Source organism: Enterobacter sp. KB-221C9, from assembly GCF_041320715.1.
Lineage (GTDB): Bacteria > Pseudomonadota > Gammaproteobacteria > Enterobacterales > Enterobacteriaceae > Enterobacter > Enterobacter asburiae_D.
This window is the reverse complement of sequence record NZ_JBGIWG010000007.1, coordinates 147,859-169,250: the sequence shown is the minus strand read 5'-3', so window position 1 is coordinate 169,250 and position 21,392 is coordinate 147,859. Positions and strand designations below refer to the sequence as shown.

The following is a 21,392-nucleotide window of genomic DNA, read 5'->3' as shown; positions in this document are numbered from 1 at the left end:
TGGCGGCTTCGCCTTACCCGGCCTACGATCCCATGTAGGCCCGGTAAGCGAAGCGCCACCGGGCATTTTTACGGCTCAGAAGTGAACCACCACCTCATTCCCGTCCGCTTTCACCACCACACCCCACTCGCTGCCCGAGTGTGAACCACCTTTTACGCCGCTCACCTTCTGCACGTTGCGCAAGCACACCGACCAGTTTTGCGCGTCTCCCGCGCCGGTAAAGGTCACGATGTCGCCCCGACGTGACGCCTTCAGCGTGAACGCCACGGAGCCGTCCGCCGCAGGCACTTCGCTCACCGCCGTTGCGCCGTCGTCCAGGTTAAACAGCTGGAAGGCCGTCCCCTCATTCCACGCGTAGTTCGGCTTCTGGTTATTGTTACCCAGCGCCAGCAGCGTGTTATCGCGCACGTAGACCGGCAGGCTCATGAAATCGTGCTGCTGCTTATGCCAGCGGCTGCCCTGAATTTCGTCGTTATGCCACAGGTGCGTCCAGCGACCTTCCGGCAGGTAAAACTGCACGTCCCCCGCCTCGGAGAACACCGGCGCAACCATCAATGAATCCCCCAGCATGTACTGGCGGTCGAGGTAATCGCACGCCGGATCGTCCTGGAACTCCAGCATCATCGCCCGCAGCATCGGCGTGCCGAACTCGCGGGCCAGCGCCGCCTGACGATACAGATACGGCATCAGCTGACACTTCAGCTGCGTGAAGTGGCGCACCACGTCGCAGGACTCGTCATCGTACGCCCACGGCACGCGGTAGGATTTGCTGCCGTGCAGGCGGCTGTGGCTGGAGAACAGCCCGAACGCGCACCAGCGCTTGTAGACGTGCGCCGGCGCGGTGTTTTCGAACCCGCCGATATCGTGGCTCCAGAACCCGAAGCCGGACAGGCCAATCGACAGCCCGCCGCGCAGGCTTTCGGCCATGGATTCATAGTTGGCGTAGCAGTCGCCGCCCCAGTGCACCGGGAACTGCTGCGCACCGACGGACGCCGAACGGGCAAACAGCACCGCCTCTTCTTCCCCCACCGTTTCTTTCAGCACGTTCCACACCAGCTCGTTATAGATGTAGGCGTAGTGGTTGTGCATCTTCTGCGGATCGGACCCGTCGAACCACTGCACGTCCGTCGGGATACGTTCGCCGAAGTCGGTTTTGAAGCAGTCGACGCCAATGTCTACCAGGTCTTTCAGCCTGTCGGCATACCACCGGCACGCCTCCGGGTTGGTGAAGTCATAAATCGCCAGCCCCGGCTGCCATTTGTCCCACTGCCACAGGGAGCCATCCGGGCGCTTGAGCAGGTAGCCTTTCTCTTTCAGCTCCCGGAAGATCGGGGATTTCTGGCCGATGTACGGGTTAATCCACACGCAGACCTTCAGCCCTTTCTCTTTCAGGCGGCGGATCATCCCTTCCGGATCCGGGAAGGTCACCGGGTCCCACTCGAAGTCGCACCACTGGAAGGCCTTCATCCAGAAGCAGTCGAAGTGGAAGACGTGCAGCGGCAGATCGCGCTCGGCCATGCCGTCGATAAAGCTGTTTACCGTCGCTTCGTCGTAGTTGGTGGTGAACGAGGTGGTCAGCCACAGGCCGAACGACCAGGCAGGCGGCAGCGCCGGACGCCCGGTGAACTGGGTATAGCGGTTCAGCACCTCTTTCGGCGTCGGGCCGTCGATCACGAAGTACTCCAGATATTCCCCTTCCACGCTGAACTGCACTTTGGAGACTTTCTCGGAGCCGACTTCAAACGAGACGTTTTCTGGGTGATTCACCAGCACGCCGTAGCCGCGATTGGTCAGGTAGAACGGGATATTTTTGTAGGACTGCTCGGTGCTGGTGCCGCCGTCGCGGTTCCAGGTTTCGACCGTCTGGCCGTTGCGCACCAGCGCGGTAAAGCGCTCGCCCAGGCCGTAGACCGTTTCGCCCACGCCCAGATCCAGACGTTCGAACACGTAATTGCGATCGGTATTGCTGTCCTGCACGTAACCGTTGTTTTTCAGCTGGCTGCCGGTAATGCGCTGCCCGTTGCGCAGGAAATCCAGCGCCCAGAACTCGCCTTTGGTGACGCGCACGCTGACGCTGCCGCTTTTCAGCTCGGCAAACTCCGCGTTGTTTTCAATCTCTACCTTCACGTCTTTCAGAACGTTCAGCGGATAGTGCGGGCCGTTATTCAGCGCGCCCTGGAAGTGCTCGATGCGCACCCCGACAATCCCTTCCTGCGGGGCAAACAGGCGCACCGTGAACATCAACGTGTCGAGCTGCCAGGTGCGTTCGCGCACGTCGCGCGGCGCAACAAACACCACCAGGTCATTGCCCTGCTGCTCCACGTCGAACACCTGAACCGGATACGTCACGTTCAGGCCCGGTTGAATGAGCCAGTTCCCATCACTGATTTTCATACTCTCGTCCTCTTAGTTCTGTAATTCTTTGCTGACCGGCAGTTTTTCAAACTCCTGCTGATTGCGGCGCGCGCCCTGCGCCAGCTCGCCCATGATTTTGGTCAGGAAAGGGGTTTTCAGCGTGTAGTAACGCTTGGCGATAATTGCGCTCAGCACGTAGCAGACCGCCGGGGCCAGGGTAAACAGGCCGATAATGATGCTGATGGTCGCGCTGTTCTGGGTTTTGGCTGCCGCGTCGTAGCCGCCGCCTGCCAGCATCCAGCCGATCATCGCCCCGCCCAGCGCCAGGCCAAGCTTCAGTACGAACAGCGTGCCCGCAAAGCTGATGCCGGTCAGGCGCTTGCCGTTGGTCCATTCGCCGTAGTCGACGGTATCGGACATCATCACCCACTGGATTGGCGTCACCAGTTGGTGCAGCACGCCGATGACGAAGATAAAGGCGAACATCAGCACGGTGGCATGCATCGGGACGAAGAACATCGCCACGCTGACCACCGCCAGCGCGGCGTTGGTCCACCAGAAAATACTGACCTTGCACCTCCAGTCGGTGAGCGGTTTCGCCAGCGCGGAGCCAATCAGGTTGCCGACGCAGTAGGTGGTGAGGAACGCGACGAACACCTCCGGCGAGCCCATGATCCAGGTACAGTAGTACATCATCGCGCCGCCGCGCACGCAGACGGCGAGGATGTTGAGGATGGTCAGCACGCCGACGATGCGCCACTGGTCGTTGTGCCAGATGTCGCGCAGGTCTTCCCGCATGGAGGTGGTGCTCGGCGGCACCTGGATGCGCTCTTTGGTGGTGAAGAAGCAGAACGCCAGCATCAGGAACGCGACCACCGACAGTACGGCGATCCCGCCCTGGAAGCCGAACGCCTTATCGTCGCCGCCAATCAGGTTCACCAGCGGCATCATCAGCACCGTGGAAAGCATGCCGCCCGCCGTCGCCAGCACAAAGCGCCAGGACTGAAGGGAGATACGCTGCGTCGGGTCGTTGGTGATCACGCCGCCCAGCGCGCAGTAGGGGATATTAACCACGGTATAGAGCAGTGTCAGCAGGGTGTATGTAACGGCGGCGTAAACCATTTTGCCGTTGAGGCTGAGGTCCGGCGTGGTGTAGGCCAGCACGCAGACGATACCGAACGGGATAGCGCCAAACAAAATCCACGGACGGAACTTGCCCCAGCGGCTGCGGGTGCGGTCGGCAATCAGGCCCATGCACGGGTCGGAGATCGCATCCAGCGCGCGCGCCAGCAGGAACATGGTCCCGACAAACCCGGCGGGAATGCCGAAAATATCGGTGTAGAAAAACATCATGTACAACATGACGTTATCGAAAATGATGTGGCTGGCAGCATCTCCCATGCCGTAGCCAATCTTCTCTTTTACTGACAATACTTCACTCATCTTTTTTTATCCTTCACGCTGTAGGGGGCGCTGAGACCGGTTACAAAGTTTTAAACCATTGTTTCAGGAGCGGGTATTGCGTTTTCTGGTTAGCAGATTACGTTTCTTGTTTTTTGTGATCGCGGTAAATGTTGAGAGCGCGAGGGGCTAACATGAGGATTTTCTTAGGAATTAACTGAAACAGGGGTGTACAGGTCAAAAGAGAGGTGAAAAAAGTGTGTCGGGGTATGTGGTAAATGCCTGAAAGTAGCTATAATGCGCCCCGCCTCCATGTAGCAATCGAGGCGCGGAAGATCGTCATCTCCGGTGAGGTGGCTGGACTTCAAATCCAGTTGGGGACGCCAGCGTTCCCGGGCAGGTTCGACTCCTGTGATCTTCCGCCAATTAGCCTCTACTGAACTCCACTGTCTCAAGTAAATCCCCTATAATACCCGAAATTACTGCTGATTATGTTCTCCTGAGGTCAACTGTCTCTACCAGAATCAAGTGCATTCTGGGGGCATAATGGGGGGCATGATTTATAGCCCCATTTTGAGATGCCCCCAATGAAGCTAACAGTCAGACAAATCGACACAGCCAAGCCCAAAGATAAGCCGTACAAGCTATCTGATGGTGGAGGCCTCTACCTTGAAGTAACCACCAACGGCTCACGCTACTGGCGTTTAAAGTATCGTTATGCAGGTAAAGAAAAGCGCCTCGCCTTTGGCGTTTATCCTGAGGTGTCTCTTGCTCAAGCCCGTGAAAAACGTGAAGCTGCGAAAAAGTTACTATCTGCTGGAAGCGATCCCGGAGAACTAAAGAAAGCAGAGAAAATCGCTCAAAAGCTCAACTATGAAAATACCTTCGAAGCTATTGCCCGGGAATGGCATCAACTGAGAGCGGATCGTTGGTCGTTACGTTATCGTGATGAAATTATTGATACCTTTGAAAAGGATATTTTTCCCTACATCGGTAAGCGTCCCATAGCTGAAATTAAGCCCATGGAATTGCTGGAAACTCTTCGCCGGATGGAAAAACGTGGCGCATTAGAAAAGATGCGTAAAGTCAGACAGCGCTGCGGTGAAGTATTCCGTCATGCGATCGTGACCGGACGCGCTGAATACAATCCTGCACCTGACCTCGCTACAGCCCTCGCTACACCAAAGAAAACGCATTTTCCTTTCCTGACTGCCGAAGAGCTTCCTCATTTTCTTAGAGATCTTGCAGGCTATACCGGGAGTGTTATTACCAAGACTGCAACTCAAATCATCATGCTTACAGGGGTACGAACTCAGGAATTACGTTTTGCCCGTTGGGAGGATATCAATTTTGAAAAGCGGCTCTGGGAGATCCCCGCTGAAGTGATGAAAATGAAACGACAACATATCGTTCCGATGTCGAATCAGGTTGTCTCACTTTTTGAGTCACTAAAGCCTATTACGGGGCTATACCCACTGGTTTTCGTCGGACGCAATGATCGAACGAAGCCGATCTCAAAGGAAAGCGTTAATCAGGTGATTGAGCTATTGGGATATAAAGGAAGGCTGACGGGGCATGGTTTCCGCCACACGATGAGTACTATCCTTCATGAAAAAGGCTTTAACTCAGCATGGATAGAAATGCAGCTTGCGCATGTGGATAAGAATGCGATACGTGGGACTTACAACCATGCTCAGTATTTGGAAGGGCGGAGAGAAATGATGCAGAAGTATGCAGATTATGTAGAAAGTTTAGCCTCTCGAGATATGTGAAAATTCAGCAGTATAAAGATTCTCAACCCCTATTAGCATTCTTATAATAGAGATCGAGAATCTTTTTTTTCCACCTAGCTTAAAAGCTAAATACTTTATATTTAACTTACCCGAGCCCTGGAACGCTCCTGCTCACGAATTCGTGCCTCAATTTCGGCATAAAGATTAGCTTCAGCGTTTTCTCTGTCCGTTGCAGTAACAACTAATGCATAAGGTTCATATTGGCTATTAAGTGGGGTGCCCCACTCACGATCATTTCTAGTTACAACCACAAACCACTTTTCATCTGGAGACCTTTGCTTAAAAGTCCAACTAGAGGATTGTACTGTACCATGATCACGTTGTTGTGCAGTAATAGAACGATTGCTTACCGCATCGTCATTCCTAGAATCCGTACCATCTTGTATATCATGATTAAAATATTGCTGAACATCTTGCAACGAAGAACCTTTAACAAGCCTGTAAGATATTTGTGTTGCTGTATAATCTAATCGCGTTGTCCTGACTGCTGGTGAATACGCTAAAGTAATGTGCAGTTCTCTTACTGCTCGCTGAGTTCTTAAAAAAGATGTAGGTAATGGAAGCTCAAAGAATTGATGAGTGTCATCAGAGATTTGCTCTTCACACATCATAACAACTACTTCCTCGGACGAGCGATATAAACCATCTTCCTCAACAATTCCATATCCAACGACATCTCGAATAACACTACGATTTCGGGTTGAAGGTTCAGATTTATAATGTTCTGTAACCTCTTCTGAGAATGTATTCTCCATCTGCGGTGTCAGCGCAGCGTGATTGACAAGCATAGCTCGCAACATATTAGCAGACATATCTGGATATTCATTGAGTAAACGTGCAGCAAGGTGCGTGATATAAGGTGCAGAAAAACTAGTTCCACTTTGTTCAGAGAAAAGAGTACTTCCTTGGAATTGATGGTGGCAGCTTAGCACACCAAGTCCTCTGGCATGTTGTCGCCATTGACCTCCAGCATTACGCATAGGTGCCGCAAAGTTTCCACCGTGCGCAACTATTTCTGGTTTAAATGCACCTTTTACAGAAGGTCCATGCCGCGTGAATGGCGAAGGTTGATATTCACCTGCAGGGCTTAAATGGCTAATTTCATCAGCACGACGTTGAGCGTCAAATGTTGCATTATGCCTTGCATAGCTTCCTGCCGTTAGAACATTGAGTGCGGGCGCTGGATCAATAATAACTGAGCTATCGTGCATTAAATAGCTGGGATACTCTGCCCGCCAACTTTCTACTGGAACATCAGGGTCACTGCTACCATTAAAATTACCTGCGGAAACTACGAAAAGAATATTGTGACGCCTCGCCAGCACATCTAGCACATAAGCAATACCTCGGATGTGCTTTCCATCGTAAGGCGCATTTGCATTGCCAAGTGATAAGTTAAAAATACGACATCCTAGACCAACGAAATATTCTACTGCTTCGGTCAAAGTTGTTTCAATCGTAGCAGTATCAAATTCCCCTTGGGCATTAAGAATTTTTCCATTATATAACCACATTGACGGTTGCCAGAAATTACTAGCATCGCAAGCCTCAACATCACCATATAGGGTAATACCTGCAACAGCAGTACCATGTCCAAAATGGTCAGATTCATCTTCATTATCCACGAAGCAGGCACTCTCAGCTATTGCACTACGCAATAGTGGATGTGCGGTATTAATTCCACTATCAAGGATGCAAACTTTTACTGCATTAGGTGATGGAGATGGGATATATTCGGGGATAAGATTGATATCCTTGTTCAGTTTCTCATACGAGATTCCACTGACAGGAAGATGGTCCACCATTCGAACATCACGGTGCTCAAGCAGTTTTTCAGCTTGCTCTAAATTTACTCTTACCCGGTACATCAGCAAACTATCAAGATTAATTCTATCCAAGCGAAAAATCATATTTTCACGGAGCCAGTTTTCAAATTCTCCGCAGATCCGAGCTCGAGAAGGATGTTGTGTCGTTTCTATCGGCCACAGCTCAACATCTAGACCGAAGGAATCTGAATCAGGAAACCCATACTGTTTCACTGACCAGCTTTTGCGATCCTCATTAGTCCAAACATCAACACTATCCAATGCGGTTAAAATTTGCTGGTAGGTTATATGAGCGTGACCAAGCTGTGAAAGGTGTTCCTCAAAAACAGCGATTCCTCGTTCATCAGCAAAGGCAATACATATTGTTTTATCTTCTTGACTGACGAACTCTATTCCATGCCTATCCATATGAGCAATATCTAACATCCCGGTATACTGTAACTTCAGCATATACCGACCATCATTATCCTTTCCTGGAATTTGTGGATTAGCTAATTGTGTAATACTTCGTAATTGCTCAGACAAAATGCGTCCATGTAAGCGCAAGTCAGCACGCTGTGTTCTCGGAATTTTGAACTGGCGTGTGCGTCTAGGGTTCTGAAGAGATTCTTTAGCAATACTAAGATGTTGATATTGTTCCGTCATTTATTATCCCTGACGAGTTTTGTTTATATTTTCCCGTAAAAGTGCATTCTTAAGATCTTTGAGAGTCAAAAACTCTTGGCTACGTAAAATCATTCTCTTGATTGCACGTCTTACAATCCGTTCTAAATCAGCACCACTTTTCCCAATGAATAGTGAGAGAACTTCATCGTCTTCAAGCTCAAACTGGCGGCGAATACCACGAAGTTTGAGTTTCATCAATTCTGACAACTGATGTTTATCGGGTAGTGGAAACTCGATAGCATCGTCAAAACGCCTCCAAATAGCACTATCCAGGATATGTTCATGGTTTGTTGCTGCAAGAATTAAGCTTTTTCCTTGGTATGCATCCATCATTTGTAAAACAGCATTCACAACTCGTCTTAACTCACCATGATCCCCACTATCCCCACGTTCTTTACCTATAGCATCAAACTCATCGAAGAGTACAACCATTGGGTATTGAGAGATAAAATCAAATATTTGGCGTAGGTTAGCAGCAGTTTCACCAAGATATGAAGAAACCAGAGTATCAAGCCTTACGATGGCCAACGGCATATCCAATTCACAAGCCACTACTTCTGCAGCAAGAGTTTTACCGCACCCAGGAGGACCAAAAAAAATAACTTTGCTGATAGCTTTCATTCCGTAAGTGCGTAACACATCAGCCCTACGATTTTCTTCAAGTATCTCTTCGACAGCATCTGAACTTGATTCAGGTAGTACGATTTCATCTAAAGAACGACTTGGCTGTCTAATATCTAGCAAGGGCAAGCCCCGCTCTTTGTCCACTGGCACTGGAGGTGCAGCGGGCACTCGAGAGGTTTGTATTGCGTGATCACCATAAAGAATATGTTCAAGATCATTGGCAAGAAGATGATGTTGTTTTTGTCGTTCTTCCTCAATGATCACTTCCGAAACACGACGGAAGGCCGCGACATCACCTGTCGCTCCAGCTTTTATAAGCTGTCTGAGAACCTTACCGTTAGCCATCTTTTTCCCCTGAGCATACCCATACAAATAAAACATTTGGTTCAGTTTAGCATCGGCATAACGCCATAAGAAGTTCGTTCTATCAACATTTCTTGAATCCCTGAAGATTTTATTTGTATATCAGAATGGGGGTTACATCCTTTAGGGAATATTATAAAAATATGAATATCAATAATTTTCTTAACTTATTGATATCATGATAAAAAAATCTACAACAAAAGTTATGTATGATTTTTCGAATGTGAGGTATTTAGAATGGAAACGTTAACGGTGTTTCACCCGGCAATATGTTGCAGTACCGGCGTATGCGGTTCAGATGTCAATCAGGTTCTGGTTGATGTGCAGTGGTTGAAAGGACGTGGTGTATAGGTTATCCGAAGCACACCAAAGTGCTTCGGTATGGCAAAAATTATTTCCAATTAGCCCTGTCTTCCCAGACGCTACGCAGCATTCCTGTTGTAGGAACTCTTACACTAAACCAGTCATAACTGAACACTGCCTTCTGATCGTCATCAAGCGAATTATCACCTGTCAACACGACTTCACTTCCCGGTACACGAGTACTTTTATTGACAACAATGCAGTTGATGGGCGGTAAGCCATTTTCAAGACACAAATTACCTAAGATGCCCAATTGTCTCGAAAGAAAAAAACCAGCATTCGGCTCCTCACGTTTCATGCGGGAAGCGACTTCACTGTATGTGATAGGTTGCACCCATCGTGGGCGAGGGTTACTGAGTTTGGAACTTTCGATATGGCTGACGAGTATTAGCCAGATTTGTTGAGCCTGAACATGAATCCTATCGCCTTTCACGAAATGTTTTAGTTCGTACAATTTATTCATAATAGCCGTACGCTCCCATTGAACCAACTGTCATATATGAGTCATTTTGTGCAATATTGCACAAAGTGTTTATTATCGCAACAAATGGAATAAGGCTCCTAAGGTTGTTTCTGACACGAAGGCTGCCATGCACCGGTATTGATTACATCTTCGTTCTTCAGCCCTTGTGTATATATAATATTTTCTGATTAAATCAATAATAAATGAGACTTTTACCTTATAAGATGAATTCCTTAACCTTGTGTTACAGCGAAGGAGAACACTCCTTTGACCATATAACCTAAGGATTAAGACCATGAAAATTATCAAAACTTTGTCAATCGTCGCCGTAACCACTCTTTCACTGATGTCAGCCTCAGTATCAGCGCAGAGCATTACCGCGACTGCGCTGACGCTCGACGAGGCTGAGGCTAAGATTGCTGCGCAGGCTCAGCAACAGGGTGCTCAATACACCATCACTGAAGCCAGCAGCAATGACGTCGTACACATGACCGCTAAGCTGCACAAATAAGGAATGGTCGTACAAGGAGGTGCCGGAAAGGGCCGCCCGACGGGCGGCCCTTTCTGCTTTTGAGACTGCGGTATAACTGTTTCTTACTGACCGGCTGCCAGGCAAGCACCGGTCCTGCCTGCGTCTGTCACTGTAAAAAGGCAGTTACCCGTTCAGCTGCGCGGAGATTTCTGCTGCCAGTTCAGTAAATGCTCGAGCAGCAAAGCTCTGATAAGCGTCCTTTCGACGCATCAGGACCGCTGTGCGCGTCAGGCGCTCGGGTTCCAGGGCGATCGCCACCAGATTATCCTGGGCCAGGGCCGTTCTGGCGGGCAGGAGCGTGGACAAAGATGTCCTGCGGACAATTTCTATTACCGCCCCGAGAGCGTTAGCTTCCATCAGCACCTTTGGATGAATACTGTGTCTACGGCAGTAACTGTCAATCTGTTCGCGGGTCGCGAATTCCTTGCTGAGTAATACCAGTGACTCGGTGTTCAAAGCCTGTAGCCCGACAGATTTTTCCTTCGCAAGCCTGTGCCCGCTGTTTACCACGAGGGCAAGCGTTTCGTCCAGCAACGGTATCGCGTCGATGTCAGGACTGTGAACATCCCCGAATGCTATCCCCACGTCCAGCTCCCCTTCCTGGAGAAGCTCTTCCATACTTTCCTGTGAAATCTCCCGTACATTGAGGGTGATCTCCGGGTAGCGAAGGTGGAATGCCTCGACCAGCGGCCCGACAAGATACGTTGTGAAGGTTGGCGTCACGGCTAAGCGAAGCGAACCACGGCTGAGATCGTTCACGTCGTGGATCGCGCGCGTGGCTTCCCGCAGCTCCTGAGATGCACGGCGTACATACTGAAGATAAGCGTGTCCGGTATCCGTCAGACGTGTTGTACGACCAGATCGGTCAAACAACTGGGTGCCGAGCTCTTCTTCCAGTTGCTTTACCAGCTGCGAGAGGGCTGGCTGAGAGACGTGCAGTGCAGCCGCAGCTTTGGTGAAGCTGAGATGTTCAGCAACCGCCTGAAAATACCGTATGTGACGTGCGAGCATAACTTACCATCATAAGATTATCTGAATTAATCCATAATAATATAGACTTTTACCTTATGCTACGGGTTGTTTAATCTCAGTCACACACAACCGACACTGAGATTGCAACCATGAAAGAGATTATTGAAGGTTTTCTGAAGTTCCAGAAAAACGCTTTCCCCGAGCGGGTCAAGCTGTTCAAAAGCTTGGCTAATCAGCAAAGTCCGAGAGCATTGTTCATTTCCTGCTCTGACAGCCGTCTGGTGCCCGAGCTGGTTACCCAGCGCGAACCTGGCGATTTATTCGTGATCCGCAACGCCGGTAACATTGTGCCGTCTTACGGCCCGGAACCGGGCGGGGTTTCAGCCTCAGTGGAGTATGCAGTCGCCGCGCTCCAGGTGAATGACATCGTGATTTGCGGCCACTCTGACTGCGGCGCCATGACCGCCGTTGCCACCTGTAAGTGCCTCGACCATATGCCCGCCGTATCGAGCTGGTTGCGCTATGCCGACTCTGCCCGTGTGGTCAATGAAGCCCGACAGCATTCCGACCAGTCAGCCAAAGTCGCAGCTATGGTGCGCGAAAACGTCATCGCTCAGCTGGCTAATATCCAGACTCATCCGTCCGTTCGTCTGGCGCTTGAAGAAGGCCGGGTGACCCTGCACGGCTGGATCTATGACATTGAGAGCGGTCGTATTGATGCTTTTGATGGCAGAACCGGTGCCTTCGTGTCCCTTGCTGAAAATCCAGAAGTTAACGCCGTTTCCTCACAATCCAGGCATGTTGCCTGAACCCCTTACCTACCAGGAGAAAAGACCATGATCCAGACTCAAGTTACCCAGGCCGCACGTCAGGCACTCACCGAAACCATCATTCTGGCTAAGGCCCGCAAGGACCTCTCTTTCGCCGAAATTGTTGACGGGACCGGCTTGTCGGAAGCCTTCGTTACCGCAGCTTTGCTTGGCCAGCATCCGTTACCTGCCGACGCAGCGGTCGTTGTCGGCAGGAAGCTCGACCTGAATGCCGATGAAGTTAAACTGCTGCAGTCGGTGCCCGTGCGCGGCAGCTTTGCCGATGGCATCCCGACCGATCCGACAATCTACCGTTTCTACGAGATGATGTCAGTGTACGGTCCAACCCTCAAGGCACTGGTTCACGAGAAGTTCGGCGATGGCATAATCAGCGCCATTAACTTCAAGCTGGACATCAAAAAAGTTGAAGATCCGGACGGTGGGCACCGTGCCGTGATCACCCTGGACGGCAAGTACCTGCCAACCAAGCCTTTCTGATCCCCTCATCACCCAGCCCGGTAACTGAAGTGCCGGGCTGCCTGCGTTTTCAGTCGCGATGCTGTGCTGCCGCTCCCTCGTTGAGCGCCTGAAAGCTTCTGTGTCAGCATCGTCACGGTGCCGGATAGCGGCAATGCCCGGTGTGCCGTCGTACCCCGGCTAATCCCGTCAAAACTCACCGGGTGTTACCCCCATAACTGCGCGGAATGCGGCTGAAAATGCGGCAGGCGAAGAAAAGCCAAGCTGCCAGGCAACCTGTTTAACTGATACGTTTTCGGAAAGAAGATCCAGTGATGCGTATATTCTTGCCCGCTGTTTCCATGTCCGGAAGCTGAACCCCGTATCGTGTAAAAACAGGCGGGAGAAAGACCTTTCCGACATGTTTGCTATGTCAGCCATATCAGATAACGTGGTTTCCCAGCGATGGCTGAGCATCAGCTCCCCTGCTGCACGTAATAATCGGTCATCCTGCGGCATCGGTAGCTCTGCGGGTACGGAGGGCGCTTCGCCGATGATTTCCAGAAGTAAAAGCGCCATTTTTCGCTTCGTGAGCGTGTGGTAATCATTGTTAAACAGACCAGCTATTAACTCCTTGACCAGCGGGACCACGTCGATCACGTGTACCCGGTTATTCTCTGAGAAATGTGTGCACTCAGAAATCAGGCTGCCGCTGAGGTAAACCGCGCGCAGCTCCGTATACGACAGAAGTCTGTAAGAGTGTTCCATCAACGGTGGGAGCCAGAGCGCCCGCTGAGGGGGAATAACCCATCGCCTGCCTGCAGCCTCAACCAGCAGAACGCCACTGCTGGCGTATAAAAGTTCTCCTTCCAGGTGATAATGAGGGGGATCCTCTTCCCCGCGCTGGTAGGAAATGGCCGTGGCTGACCAGCCCGCTGATTCATCGTGTCTTGGCGCTTTATCGATGCTTACTGGCATTTCAGATTCAAACCTCACGTCTATCATGATCCGACTGGCGTCACCCGACCGGTATTTCGCGGGGGGAGTGCACCTGACCTATTACTCAACAGGACTCAGAAGGATATAAGCCTATGCAAGTACATTTTATTGTGCATGAAGATTTTGAAGCACCCGGGGCGTTTGAAACCTGGGCTATGGCTCGTGGCCACAAGGTAACCTTTTCGCGCGTGTATGCGGGTCAAAAGCTTCCTGGTGATGTACGGGATATCGATCTGCTGGTAGTGATGGGAGGGCCACAGGATCCGTCCGTCACCCCTGATGAATGTGCACATTTCGATTCCCTTGCCGAACAGGCGCTTATTGCCTCTGCAGTTCTTCTGGGTAAAGCCGTCATCGGCGTCTGCCTGGGCGCCCAGTTGATTGGGGAAGCCCTGGGGGCTCCGTTTGCCCACAGTCCGGAAAAAGAAATCGGTAAGTTTCCGGTATTTATGACCGCTGCGAGCGAGCACAACCCGTTGTTTTCTCACTTCGGCCATCAGCTTGACGTCGGGCACTGGCATAACGATATGCCGGGACTTACGACGGGGGCCGAAATTATCGCCTGGAGCGAAGGCTGCCCGCGACAGATAGTGGCTTATTCTGATCTGGTCTACGGGTTTCAGTGCCACATGGAACTCACGCGGTCCGTTGTTGAATTACTGATTGCGCATTCCGGCGATGACCTGAGCCGGGCGGCAGACTATCGGTTTGTCCAGTCAGCGGAAGAGTTAAGGACCCACGACTACACAAAAATGAATAATGTGTTGTTCACTTTTCTCGACAAGCTCGAGTCACGCTACCGTCGGACCGGGTTATGATTTCATGACCTGCAGCAGGATCACGAGCCGGGTTGATGACTGACAACGTTACTGAGTCGAAAAAAAAAGCCCCCGGCAGGCAACAGGTCGCAAGCTTAACGGGGGAAGTACAAAAAATGCTAAATAGTCCGGTTTCATAAAGTTCGTGCGGCAGTCCGGACAGTGGCAGAGGGCAAAAACTACCGGCCGATGAAACCGGCCGGTCCAGGCAGTTATTTCAGGTGTTCTTTGAGCTCATCGCCGGCCTGAGCAAGAGCGGTCCGCACAGCAGGCACGTTGCTCAGCGCGTTCAGCAGGCCGTAGTCATGAATTAACCCGTTGTAGCGTGTCACGGTCACGTCGACACCTGCGGCATCAAGTTTGCGGCCAAACGCCTCACCTTCATCGCGCAGCACGTCAAATTCGGCTGTCTGAATCAGAGTAGGAGGCAGCCCCTTCAGTTGTTCAGGCGTGGCGCGCAGCGGCGATGCCAGGATGTTGTTACGATCGCTTTCTTTAGTGGTGTAAGCATCCCAGAACCATTTCATCATATTACGCGACAGGAAATACCCGTTCTCATACTGGTTGTAAGACCCGGTATTGAAGTTCGCGTCAGTTACAGGCCAGAGCATGACTTCGTAGCGGATCGCGGGCGCTTTATGCTGTTTGGCCTGGAGCGCTACGGCTGCAACCATGTTACCGCCGACGCTGTTACCTACCAGCGCCAGACGACTGCCGTCAACGCCAATTTCGCTACCGTGCTCGGCAACCCAGCGGGTTGCTGCATAAGCCTGATTAATCGCAACCGGGAAATGCGCTTCCGGTGATGGCGTATAGTCGACGAAGACGGCCGCTGCACCGGACTCAGTCACCAGGTCACGAACAAGACGTTCGTGCGTCGCAAAATCGCCCAGTATCCAGCCGCCGCCGTGGAAGAACATAAAGACCGGCAGGGTACCCTGTGCGTTGTGAGGCTTCACAATGTGAAGTTTGATGGAGCCGCCATCAACGTTGATCGTTTTATCAGTGACGTCAGCAGCAGGCAGTTTCGCACCTTTCTGGGCGCTGACCAGCACCTGACGCGCGTCCTGCGGAGACAACTGTTCAATAGGCTTGCCGCCGGCACCGTTCAGGGCATTGAGAAATTCCTGCACGTGACGCTCCGGCTGAGACGCGTCGGCAAAGCTGTTGGCGGAAACGGCTGCCATTGCGGCAGTCAGCAACACAGATTTCATATTCATAGTATGACCTTAATAATATTGTTCGCTATAAAATAGTGCGCTATATAAATGGGCAAAGCACACCGGCTTTACCTGTTTCTGAATACCACGCACCGAGAAAAACTTAAGAGCCCCCGCCTCAACCAGCTCGCATTTTTACATCGACCGGTCGAGAAAAGCCCCGACCAGGACAGTGGTCGCGGGCCTTACGCGGGATAGCTGAATAACTTACAGGCCCAGGTCAGACAGGCTCGGATGATCGTCAGGACGGCGTCCCAGCGGCCAGAAGAACTTGCGCTCGCTTTCCTGGATAGGCATGTCATTGATGCACGCGAAGCGGCGCTTCATCAGGCCATCGGCCTCAAATTCCCAGTTTTCGTTGCCGTAAGAGCGGAACCAGTTACCCGAGTCATCATGCCACTCGTATGCGTAACGGACGGCGATGCGGTTCCCGGTAAACGCCCACAGTTCCTTAATGAGCCGGTACTCGTGCTCTTTTTTCCACTTACGGGCGAGGAACGCTTCGGCTTCATCACGATTATTCGCGAACTCCGCACGGTTACGCCATTTGGTGTCCAGCGAGTAAGCCAGCGCGACTTTTGCAGCGTCGCGACTGTTCCAGCCATCTTCAGCCAGGCGAACTTTCTCGATAGCCGTTTCCAGTGTAAACGGCGGAAGCGGCGGACGAACTTGTGTATTAGTCATGGTAAAACTCCTGTTAATTCGGGTTTGTAGTTAATAGCAATACTCTTCACTCAGGCCCCGGCGGAGACCCGTTCCAGCAAAATCTTCGCAACGTCCCGTGCGTTGTCAGCGGCATCCCGGTCGCCCATCACGTATGTTACGGTGATAGCCCCCTCCATCAGAATCAGCAGTTGCCTGGCCAGTTCCTCAGCGTGTCCGGTGTTCAGTTGCCCACTGAGCTCGAGCGCATAATCCAGCAGCTTCTGCTTATGCACTTTCGCTATCAGGCGCACGGGGTCATCCGGATCTCCCACTTCCCCGGCTGTGTTGATAAAGGCGCAGCCACGGAAGCCTTCGGACTCGAACCAGCTTTTCAGAACAGTGAACATGTTGAGAATGCGATCCTGAGGCGTTTCGCCTTTATCAGATTCGGTTCTGAACCACTGCATCCAGCGCTCGTCGCGCCCATTCAGCGCGGCCGATGCCACGTCCTCCTTGTTCGAGAAATGGCGATAAATACTCTTCCTTGCGACGCCTGAGGTCTTCACCAGAAGGTCCATGCCCATGGCGTGGATTCCGTTCTGATAGATCAGTTGTTCAGCGGTAGTGAGGATTTTTTCTCGGGTATCCGTTGGCTTCTTGTTCATGACCTTCTCGCTAGCCTCTTGTTCATGCCTTAAAGGTAGAACGATCGTTCTACCTGGTCAAGCACTAATTGGTGATTATTTTTTTTACGGGTGGAATAGTGGTTAAATAAGTCTTATAAATCATTAAATTGCCAATAAATTTATTTTTGCGATCGGCTGTTTTTTTGAAAAGAAATTGTTGACGGGGAAAGAGTATCCGGAATGAGGGCCCGGATTAGGCGGGGTATATATAACAAGGCAGCTTCAAGCTGCGCTGCTGGTTAACTCTGTACGATGGTTCTTACCTGATAAACCCAGATGCTTCCTGATAGCTCGTTCCATCTGAGCGCGGTCGAGAGAAATACTGGTGCGCTCACTGGCTACCGTCAACCTGTACCCGCCATTTAAGGGCATCAGGTTTATTACATAGCGTTTGTTATTAAGGATAATCCAGTTCACGTTACATTCATTGCGCGGAGAATAATGTGTCCGCAGACCCGGACACTGATGTTGTTACCTGCGTGTCCTGAAGCCGCACTTTCAGAGGTGCGGCCTGAGTTGCTATGTAGCTTTCCTGTTTCGGAATGCGGCCACTTTCATGCGATTGCCGCAGGTGGCCATGCTGCACCAGCGCCGGCGATGGGATTTACTCAGATCGTGAAAGAGTAAAATGCAGTTATGGGCTTCACACTGCCGCACATATTTGAACTTTTCATCCGTGACCAGCTTCACAAGTGCATCGGCTATGGGCCAGAGGAGGCCTGCCGGGCTGCCAGCACCTGAATAAACATCCACACGATAGCGTTGTGTATCCTGATCCCATTTCAGCCGCGTTTCAGGGCGTCCTATCTCGAGAATTCGGTTAACCACCGTCAGGTCTGACTCACTAGACTTCATGGCAGCATGCACGACCGCGCGGGCTGCACCGCGCAGCTGGCGAGCCTCCTCGAGTAGCCCACGCGGAGCCATAGTTCCTTTCGGCACAAGGCCCACCCTTTGCAGCCAGTCGATAACGCTCCGGGCGTCATCAAAGCAATCATGCCGGTCTTCGCCCGTCCCGTATTCACTGTTGATGAAGTCCAGCGCGAGATTATCGGCCAGGAAGAGAGGCGGGGAAGAAAGATTTTTGATTTCCATACGCACCTGTAACCCATTAAATAATTTTGACAGGTTACCAGAATTGTGTGTAACCTTCAATTAAGCACTTTAATGGTTACGCGATGATTGCTATGTCGCCTTCACATTCGGGATTATCGATAGCAGATAACACGACGGCGCAGATGCACTACCCCGACAGGCGGGCAGGTAACGTTAATGTCTTTTACCGCGAGGCCGTCCGGGAATTTCCTGACCGCCATGTCCGTCAGTCGAGTTGATCCACTTCAGGCATTCAGCAGCCCGGAGCCGGGCGGGCAGTAATGGCGAATAGGCTCGCTTAAAGAAATGGGTAGTCACTGTTTTCCCGATGAAAGGCACGGCTGTTCGAAGCTAAACAGAAATTTCACAAACCACAGGCGCGCTTGCCGGTTGACGATCGGGCCTAAACAGATCCATTAACAAGAGGACAGGAACAATGCCATTAACTCATGGTGTACAACATGTTGGTTTAGCCGTATCAAATCTTGAAGAGAGCGCAGCGTTCTTTACTGATTTACTGGGCTGGCAGGAAGTCAAACGACGCGACGATTACCCGGCCATCTTCGTGAAAGACGGTGCTGTGATGCTCACACTCTGGAAAACGCAAACAGAACAACCCATTCAGTTCAATCGTAAAAACAATGTCGGACTCCATCACTTGGCTTTGCAGGTGGAGACTAAAGAGGGCCTTTACCAGATCCTTGAAGTGTTGAAGGCAAATCAGGTTGAAATTGAATTTGAGCCCACCCTGCTCCGCGAGGGGCCGTCTATGCACATGATGTGCTACGAACCGAGCGGCATACGGGTTGAATTCTATTACCCGGGTTAAGTAGTTTCTGATGCCCTGTGCCAGGGACATTACCGTGATGCTATATCAGGGTAATGCCCCTGGCGGCTGTTGCCTGTGCGATTGCCGTCCTGTTAGCCGGATTGCTCACCGCAGGACGGGGGGCCGGGCTGCTCCTCTGCATGAGCCATACATTTAGAATGATGTGGCATGGGATCCGTGGGGCATTTGACAGGCTTTTTACGCCTACAGTGAAGGCAATTTTCTCGCTTCAGGTGCCAGTGATTATTTCGCTTCGTCGAAGCGGGTTCTGGCCTTACAGCAACGGTAAACGATCCCAAGGGGTGCCCCATGCAGCAGACACGCAGTGTCTTTCATGACGGTGAACGTGCAGTACAGGCACGTGCCGAAGTGCCAGAGGAATGGCTTAAGCAGGTGGAAGGTTTTGTACGCACCGAGATGCCTCTGCAACATCGTAACTTCTTTGAAAATCTCCAGATGCTGATTCTGGGACTGCTCGATTCAGACGGCCGGCCGTGGTGCGTTCCGGCTCTCGGATCGCCAGGTTTCCTGATTTCCCCCACTCCGGACACACTCGAGATCCACCGGGACCCCGCTCTTTCGCGTGAACTCGGCCTGGATCTGTCACCCGGCGCCAGCGTTGGCGCACTCGGGATTGACCTGTTCAGCAGACGGCGCAATCGAGTGAATGGCCGGATACAAAATGCCTCGACTGGTGTTATCACCATCGGGGTCGATCAGAGCTTCGGAAACTGTCCGCAATACATTCAGGCCCGGCAGCTGCCTCCTGGCAAGGGCGAGCCGGGAGATGTGAGTCGCCGGCGCGGCAGCCTGACCGATCCGGAAGTTCGTCGGATTATTGAGGCCGCTGACACTTTCTTTATCGCCTCCCGTGCGGCTGGTTCGCTGGATGGCGGAAGCGCCGGTGTCGATGCCTCGCACCGGGGCGGGCGTCCGGGATTTCTCGGTATCAACGGGGACGGCACGCTCTCCTTTCCCGATTTCTCCGGCAATCGCTTTTTCAACACGCTGGGGAACATCGAGAGCGACGGTCGGGTCGGCCTGTTCGTACCGGATTTTGAAACGGGTGAGGCAGTGGTACTCACGGGGCGCGGTTCCGTCGACTGGGACCCCGACCGTATCAGGTCGTTTGAAGGTGCCGAGCGCATCGTAGACGTGGTACCGGAAGAAATCTGGCATGCCAGTGCCGTGGTGCCGGTTATCGGGCCCGAATCCGAGCCGTGGCCCGGACTTGTTGCCACGGGTACCTGGAACGATGCGCGTCTGGCCGCACTCACAACAGGTGGCTACAGGCATTTCCGGGTAGCGTCGAAGATTAAAGAGAGCGATAACATCACCTCTTTCTACCTTACACCTGCAGATGGTGGTTCGGTTGAGATGCATCAGGCGGGACAGTTCCTGCCGGTACGGCTTCGAAGCAATGGTGAGGTAATTCAGCGTAGTTACACAATTTCGCAGGGACCAAACGGGCAGAACTATCGCCTTTCGGTCAAGCGGGAAGAATACGGGGTGGCGTCCCGGCTGCTGCACGACCATTGTGAAGCCGGGGACGTCATCGAGGTAGGGTCACCTGCGGGCAGCTTCGTGCTGGATGACAGCACCCAGCCGATCGTCATGCTTTCCGGGGGCGTGGGTATAACACCCATGATGGCCATGCTTGATGCGCAGATACTGGCCCTTGAAAAAGGGGCATCCCGGCGCATGGTTTACTTCGTCCATGGAACGCGGAACAGTGCCAGCCAGGCGTTTCGTCGCGAGCTCAGGGCTATGGCCCAAAGATACGACTGGCTTCGCCTCTTCACGGCATACAGTGCTCCCGGCCCGGAGGACAAACTGGGGGATACACACGACACTGAGGCGCGGCTCAGCGTGGGTGCTCTCAGCAGGCTGTTACCCTTTGGCGGCTATCAGTTTTACTTGTGCGGGCCGGAAAGTTTCATGCGATCGCTTTATGCGGGGTTACGTGAAATTGGCGTGGATCCTTCGCATATCCACCATGAATTCTTCGGTGCCGGCGAGCTCGGTGAACCCGGGGAGGTATTCCCGGCTGCAGTACTCCCTGAGAGTGCACAGATCACTTTTACCTCATCGGAAGTCAACGCCGAATGGACGAGTCAGAGCGGGACTCTTCTGGACGTTGCTGAGGCTGCGGGTCTCAGGCCCGGCTACAACTGCCGCTCAGGTAAATGTGGCTCGTGCGCCGCCCGGCTGGTTTCCGGAAGCGTGCACTATCCATGCCAGCCGGCGATCGCTCCCGCCGACGGCGAGGTGCTGGTTTGCTGTGCTGTTCCTGCGGAAGGGCACGTAGAAATAGAACTGTGAACGGTTCCGGTTTTTCGGGGACGGGTTTTGAGCGAGTCGGGCAGCCCCGCCTGACTCACTCAGGCGGTGGCAGTCTTCCTCTGTCCGTTTTGTGTGTATCTGCACAGGATGCGGGCCGGCCTGCTCGTTGACAGTGGCCGGTCACGTTTTTACAC

The 21,392-nt window shown here is 52.2% G+C and carries 18 protein-coding genes, 1 tRNA gene and 1 pseudogene; 9 read left to right on the top strand and 11 right to left on the bottom strand.

Going from position 1 to position 21,392, the window contains the following annotated elements; all coding sequences use genetic code 11:
- Nucleotides 1-75 precede the first annotated feature (75 nt).
- Together yicI and AB8846_RS12705 are read right to left on the bottom strand one after the other, a co-directional pair.
- On the bottom strand, nucleotides 76-2,394 hold the full coding sequence (gene yicI / locus AB8846_RS12710; RefSeq protein WP_370732845.1) for an alpha-xylosidase: 2,319 nt from the start codon (nucleotides 2,392-2,394) through the stop codon (nucleotides 76-78).
- 12 nt (nucleotides 2,395-2,406) lie between these two features.
- Nucleotides 2,407-3,798, bottom strand: coding sequence for a glycoside-pentoside-hexuronide family transporter (locus tag AB8846_RS12705; RefSeq protein WP_370732844.1), 1,392 nt, complete (start codon nucleotides 3,796-3,798; stop codon nucleotides 2,407-2,409).
- Between the two features lie 288 nt (nucleotides 3,799-4,086).
- Here AB8846_RS12705 and AB8846_RS12700 point away from each other — a divergent pair.
- Nucleotides 4,087-4,181: transfer RNA gene (locus AB8846_RS12700), tRNA-Sec, on the top strand.
- Between the two features lie 162 nt (nucleotides 4,182-4,343).
- Nucleotides 4,344-5,528 carry a tyrosine-type recombinase/integrase gene (locus AB8846_RS12695; RefSeq protein WP_370732843.1) on the top strand — a complete coding sequence of 395 codons (1,185 nt, stop codon included), beginning with the start codon at nucleotides 4,344-4,346 and terminating at the stop codon, nucleotides 5,526-5,528.
- 101 nt (nucleotides 5,529-5,629) lie between these two features.
- On the opposite strand, the gene AB8846_RS12690 is transcribed toward AB8846_RS12695, so the two are convergent.
- Nucleotides 5,630-8,020, bottom strand: a complete 2,391-nt coding sequence (locus tag AB8846_RS12690; RefSeq protein WP_370732842.1) for a S8 family peptidase — start codon at nucleotides 8,018-8,020, stop codon at nucleotides 5,630-5,632.
- 3 nt (nucleotides 8,021-8,023) lie between these two features.
- Nucleotides 8,024-9,010 (bottom strand): AAA family ATPase, encoded by a 987-nt coding sequence (locus tag AB8846_RS12685; protein ID WP_032294507.1) that lies wholly within the window; start codon nucleotides 9,008-9,010, stop codon nucleotides 8,024-8,026.
- A gap of 255 nt (nucleotides 9,011-9,265) precedes the next feature.
- Between AB8846_RS12685 and AB8846_RS12680 the strand changes: the two are divergent.
- A pseudogene (locus tag AB8846_RS12680) lies at nucleotides 9,266-9,376 on the top strand (arsenic metallochaperone ArsD family protein); the annotation flags it as partial.
- 43 nt (nucleotides 9,377-9,419) lie between these two features.
- Here AB8846_RS12680 and AB8846_RS12675 read toward each other — a convergent pair.
- Complete coding sequence (locus AB8846_RS12675; RefSeq protein ID WP_074439267.1) at nucleotides 9,420-9,854, bottom strand: hypothetical protein; 435 nt, start codon at nucleotides 9,852-9,854, stop codon at nucleotides 9,420-9,422.
- Nucleotides 9,855-10,149: 295 nt separating this feature from the next.
- Here AB8846_RS12675 and AB8846_RS12670 point away from each other — a divergent pair, with 295 nt between their 5' ends.
- Nucleotides 10,150-10,365, top strand: a complete 216-nt coding sequence (locus tag AB8846_RS12670) for a YdgH/BhsA/McbA-like domain containing protein (protein WP_101744661.1) — start codon at nucleotides 10,150-10,152, stop codon at nucleotides 10,363-10,365.
- Between the two features lie 144 nt (nucleotides 10,366-10,509).
- Here AB8846_RS12670 and cynR read toward each other — a convergent pair whose 3' ends face one another.
- On the bottom strand, nucleotides 10,510-11,397 hold the full coding sequence (gene cynR, locus AB8846_RS12665; RefSeq protein WP_370732841.1) for a transcriptional regulator CynR: 888 nt from the start codon (nucleotides 11,395-11,397) through the stop codon (nucleotides 10,510-10,512).
- A 110-nt stretch (nucleotides 11,398-11,507) separates the two neighbouring features.
- On the opposite strand from cynR, the gene AB8846_RS12660 reads away from it, so the two are divergent.
- Together AB8846_RS12660 and cynS are read left to right on the top strand one after the other, a co-directional pair.
- Complete coding sequence (locus AB8846_RS12660; RefSeq protein ID WP_048268850.1) at nucleotides 11,508-12,167, top strand: carbonic anhydrase; 660 nt, start codon at nucleotides 11,508-11,510, stop codon at nucleotides 12,165-12,167.
- Between the two features lie 27 nt (nucleotides 12,168-12,194).
- Entirely contained in the window at nucleotides 12,195-12,665 is a 471-nt protein-coding gene (gene cynS, locus AB8846_RS12655; RefSeq protein ID WP_032650464.1) for a cyanase, read from the top strand.
- Between the two features lie 168 nt (nucleotides 12,666-12,833).
- On the opposite strand, the gene AB8846_RS12650 is transcribed toward cynS, so the two are convergent.
- Nucleotides 12,834-13,601: a helix-turn-helix domain-containing protein gene (locus AB8846_RS12650; RefSeq protein ID WP_370732840.1), complete on the bottom strand. Its 768-nt coding sequence runs from the start codon at nucleotides 13,599-13,601 to the stop codon at nucleotides 12,834-12,836.
- Nucleotides 13,602-13,714: 113 nt separating this feature from the next.
- On the opposite strand from AB8846_RS12650, the gene AB8846_RS12645 reads away from it, so the two are divergent.
- Nucleotides 13,715-14,440: a type 1 glutamine amidotransferase gene (locus AB8846_RS12645; protein WP_370732839.1), complete on the top strand. Its 726-nt coding sequence runs from the start codon at nucleotides 13,715-13,717 to the stop codon at nucleotides 14,438-14,440.
- 212 nt (nucleotides 14,441-14,652) lie between these two features.
- Here AB8846_RS12645 and AB8846_RS12640 read toward each other — a convergent pair whose 3' ends face one another.
- The 4 genes from AB8846_RS12640 to AB8846_RS12625 form a co-directional block, all read right to left on the bottom strand.
- Complete coding sequence (locus AB8846_RS12640; RefSeq protein ID WP_370732838.1) at nucleotides 14,653-15,660, bottom strand: alpha/beta hydrolase; 1,008 nt, start codon at nucleotides 15,658-15,660, stop codon at nucleotides 14,653-14,655.
- A 207-nt stretch (nucleotides 15,661-15,867) separates the two neighbouring features.
- Nucleotides 15,868-16,344 (bottom strand): DUF1348 family protein, encoded by a 477-nt coding sequence (locus tag AB8846_RS12635; RefSeq protein ID WP_370732837.1) that lies wholly within the window; start codon nucleotides 16,342-16,344, stop codon nucleotides 15,868-15,870.
- Between the two features lie 50 nt (nucleotides 16,345-16,394).
- Nucleotides 16,395-16,970: a TetR/AcrR family transcriptional regulator gene (locus AB8846_RS12630; RefSeq protein WP_370732836.1), complete on the bottom strand. Its 576-nt coding sequence runs from the start codon at nucleotides 16,968-16,970 to the stop codon at nucleotides 16,395-16,397.
- A 540-nt stretch (nucleotides 16,971-17,510) separates the two neighbouring features.
- The gene (locus AB8846_RS12625) at nucleotides 17,511-18,086 is read right to left on the bottom strand and encodes an ABATE domain-containing protein (RefSeq protein ID WP_370732835.1); all 576 of its coding nucleotides are present in this window, start codon (nucleotides 18,084-18,086) and stop codon (nucleotides 17,511-17,513) included.
- Nucleotides 18,087-18,522: 436 nt separating this feature from the next.
- Between AB8846_RS12625 and AB8846_RS12620 the strand changes: the two genes are divergently transcribed.
- On the top strand, nucleotides 18,523-18,915 hold the full coding sequence (locus AB8846_RS12620) for a VOC family protein (protein WP_221553243.1): 393 nt from the start codon (nucleotides 18,523-18,525) through the stop codon (nucleotides 18,913-18,915).
- 309 nt (nucleotides 18,916-19,224) lie between these two features.
- Nucleotides 19,225-21,237, top strand: coding sequence for a pyridoxamine 5'-phosphate oxidase family protein (locus AB8846_RS12615; protein WP_370732834.1), 2,013 nt, complete (start codon nucleotides 19,225-19,227; stop codon nucleotides 21,235-21,237).
- Nucleotides 21,238-21,392: the final 155 nt, after the last annotated feature.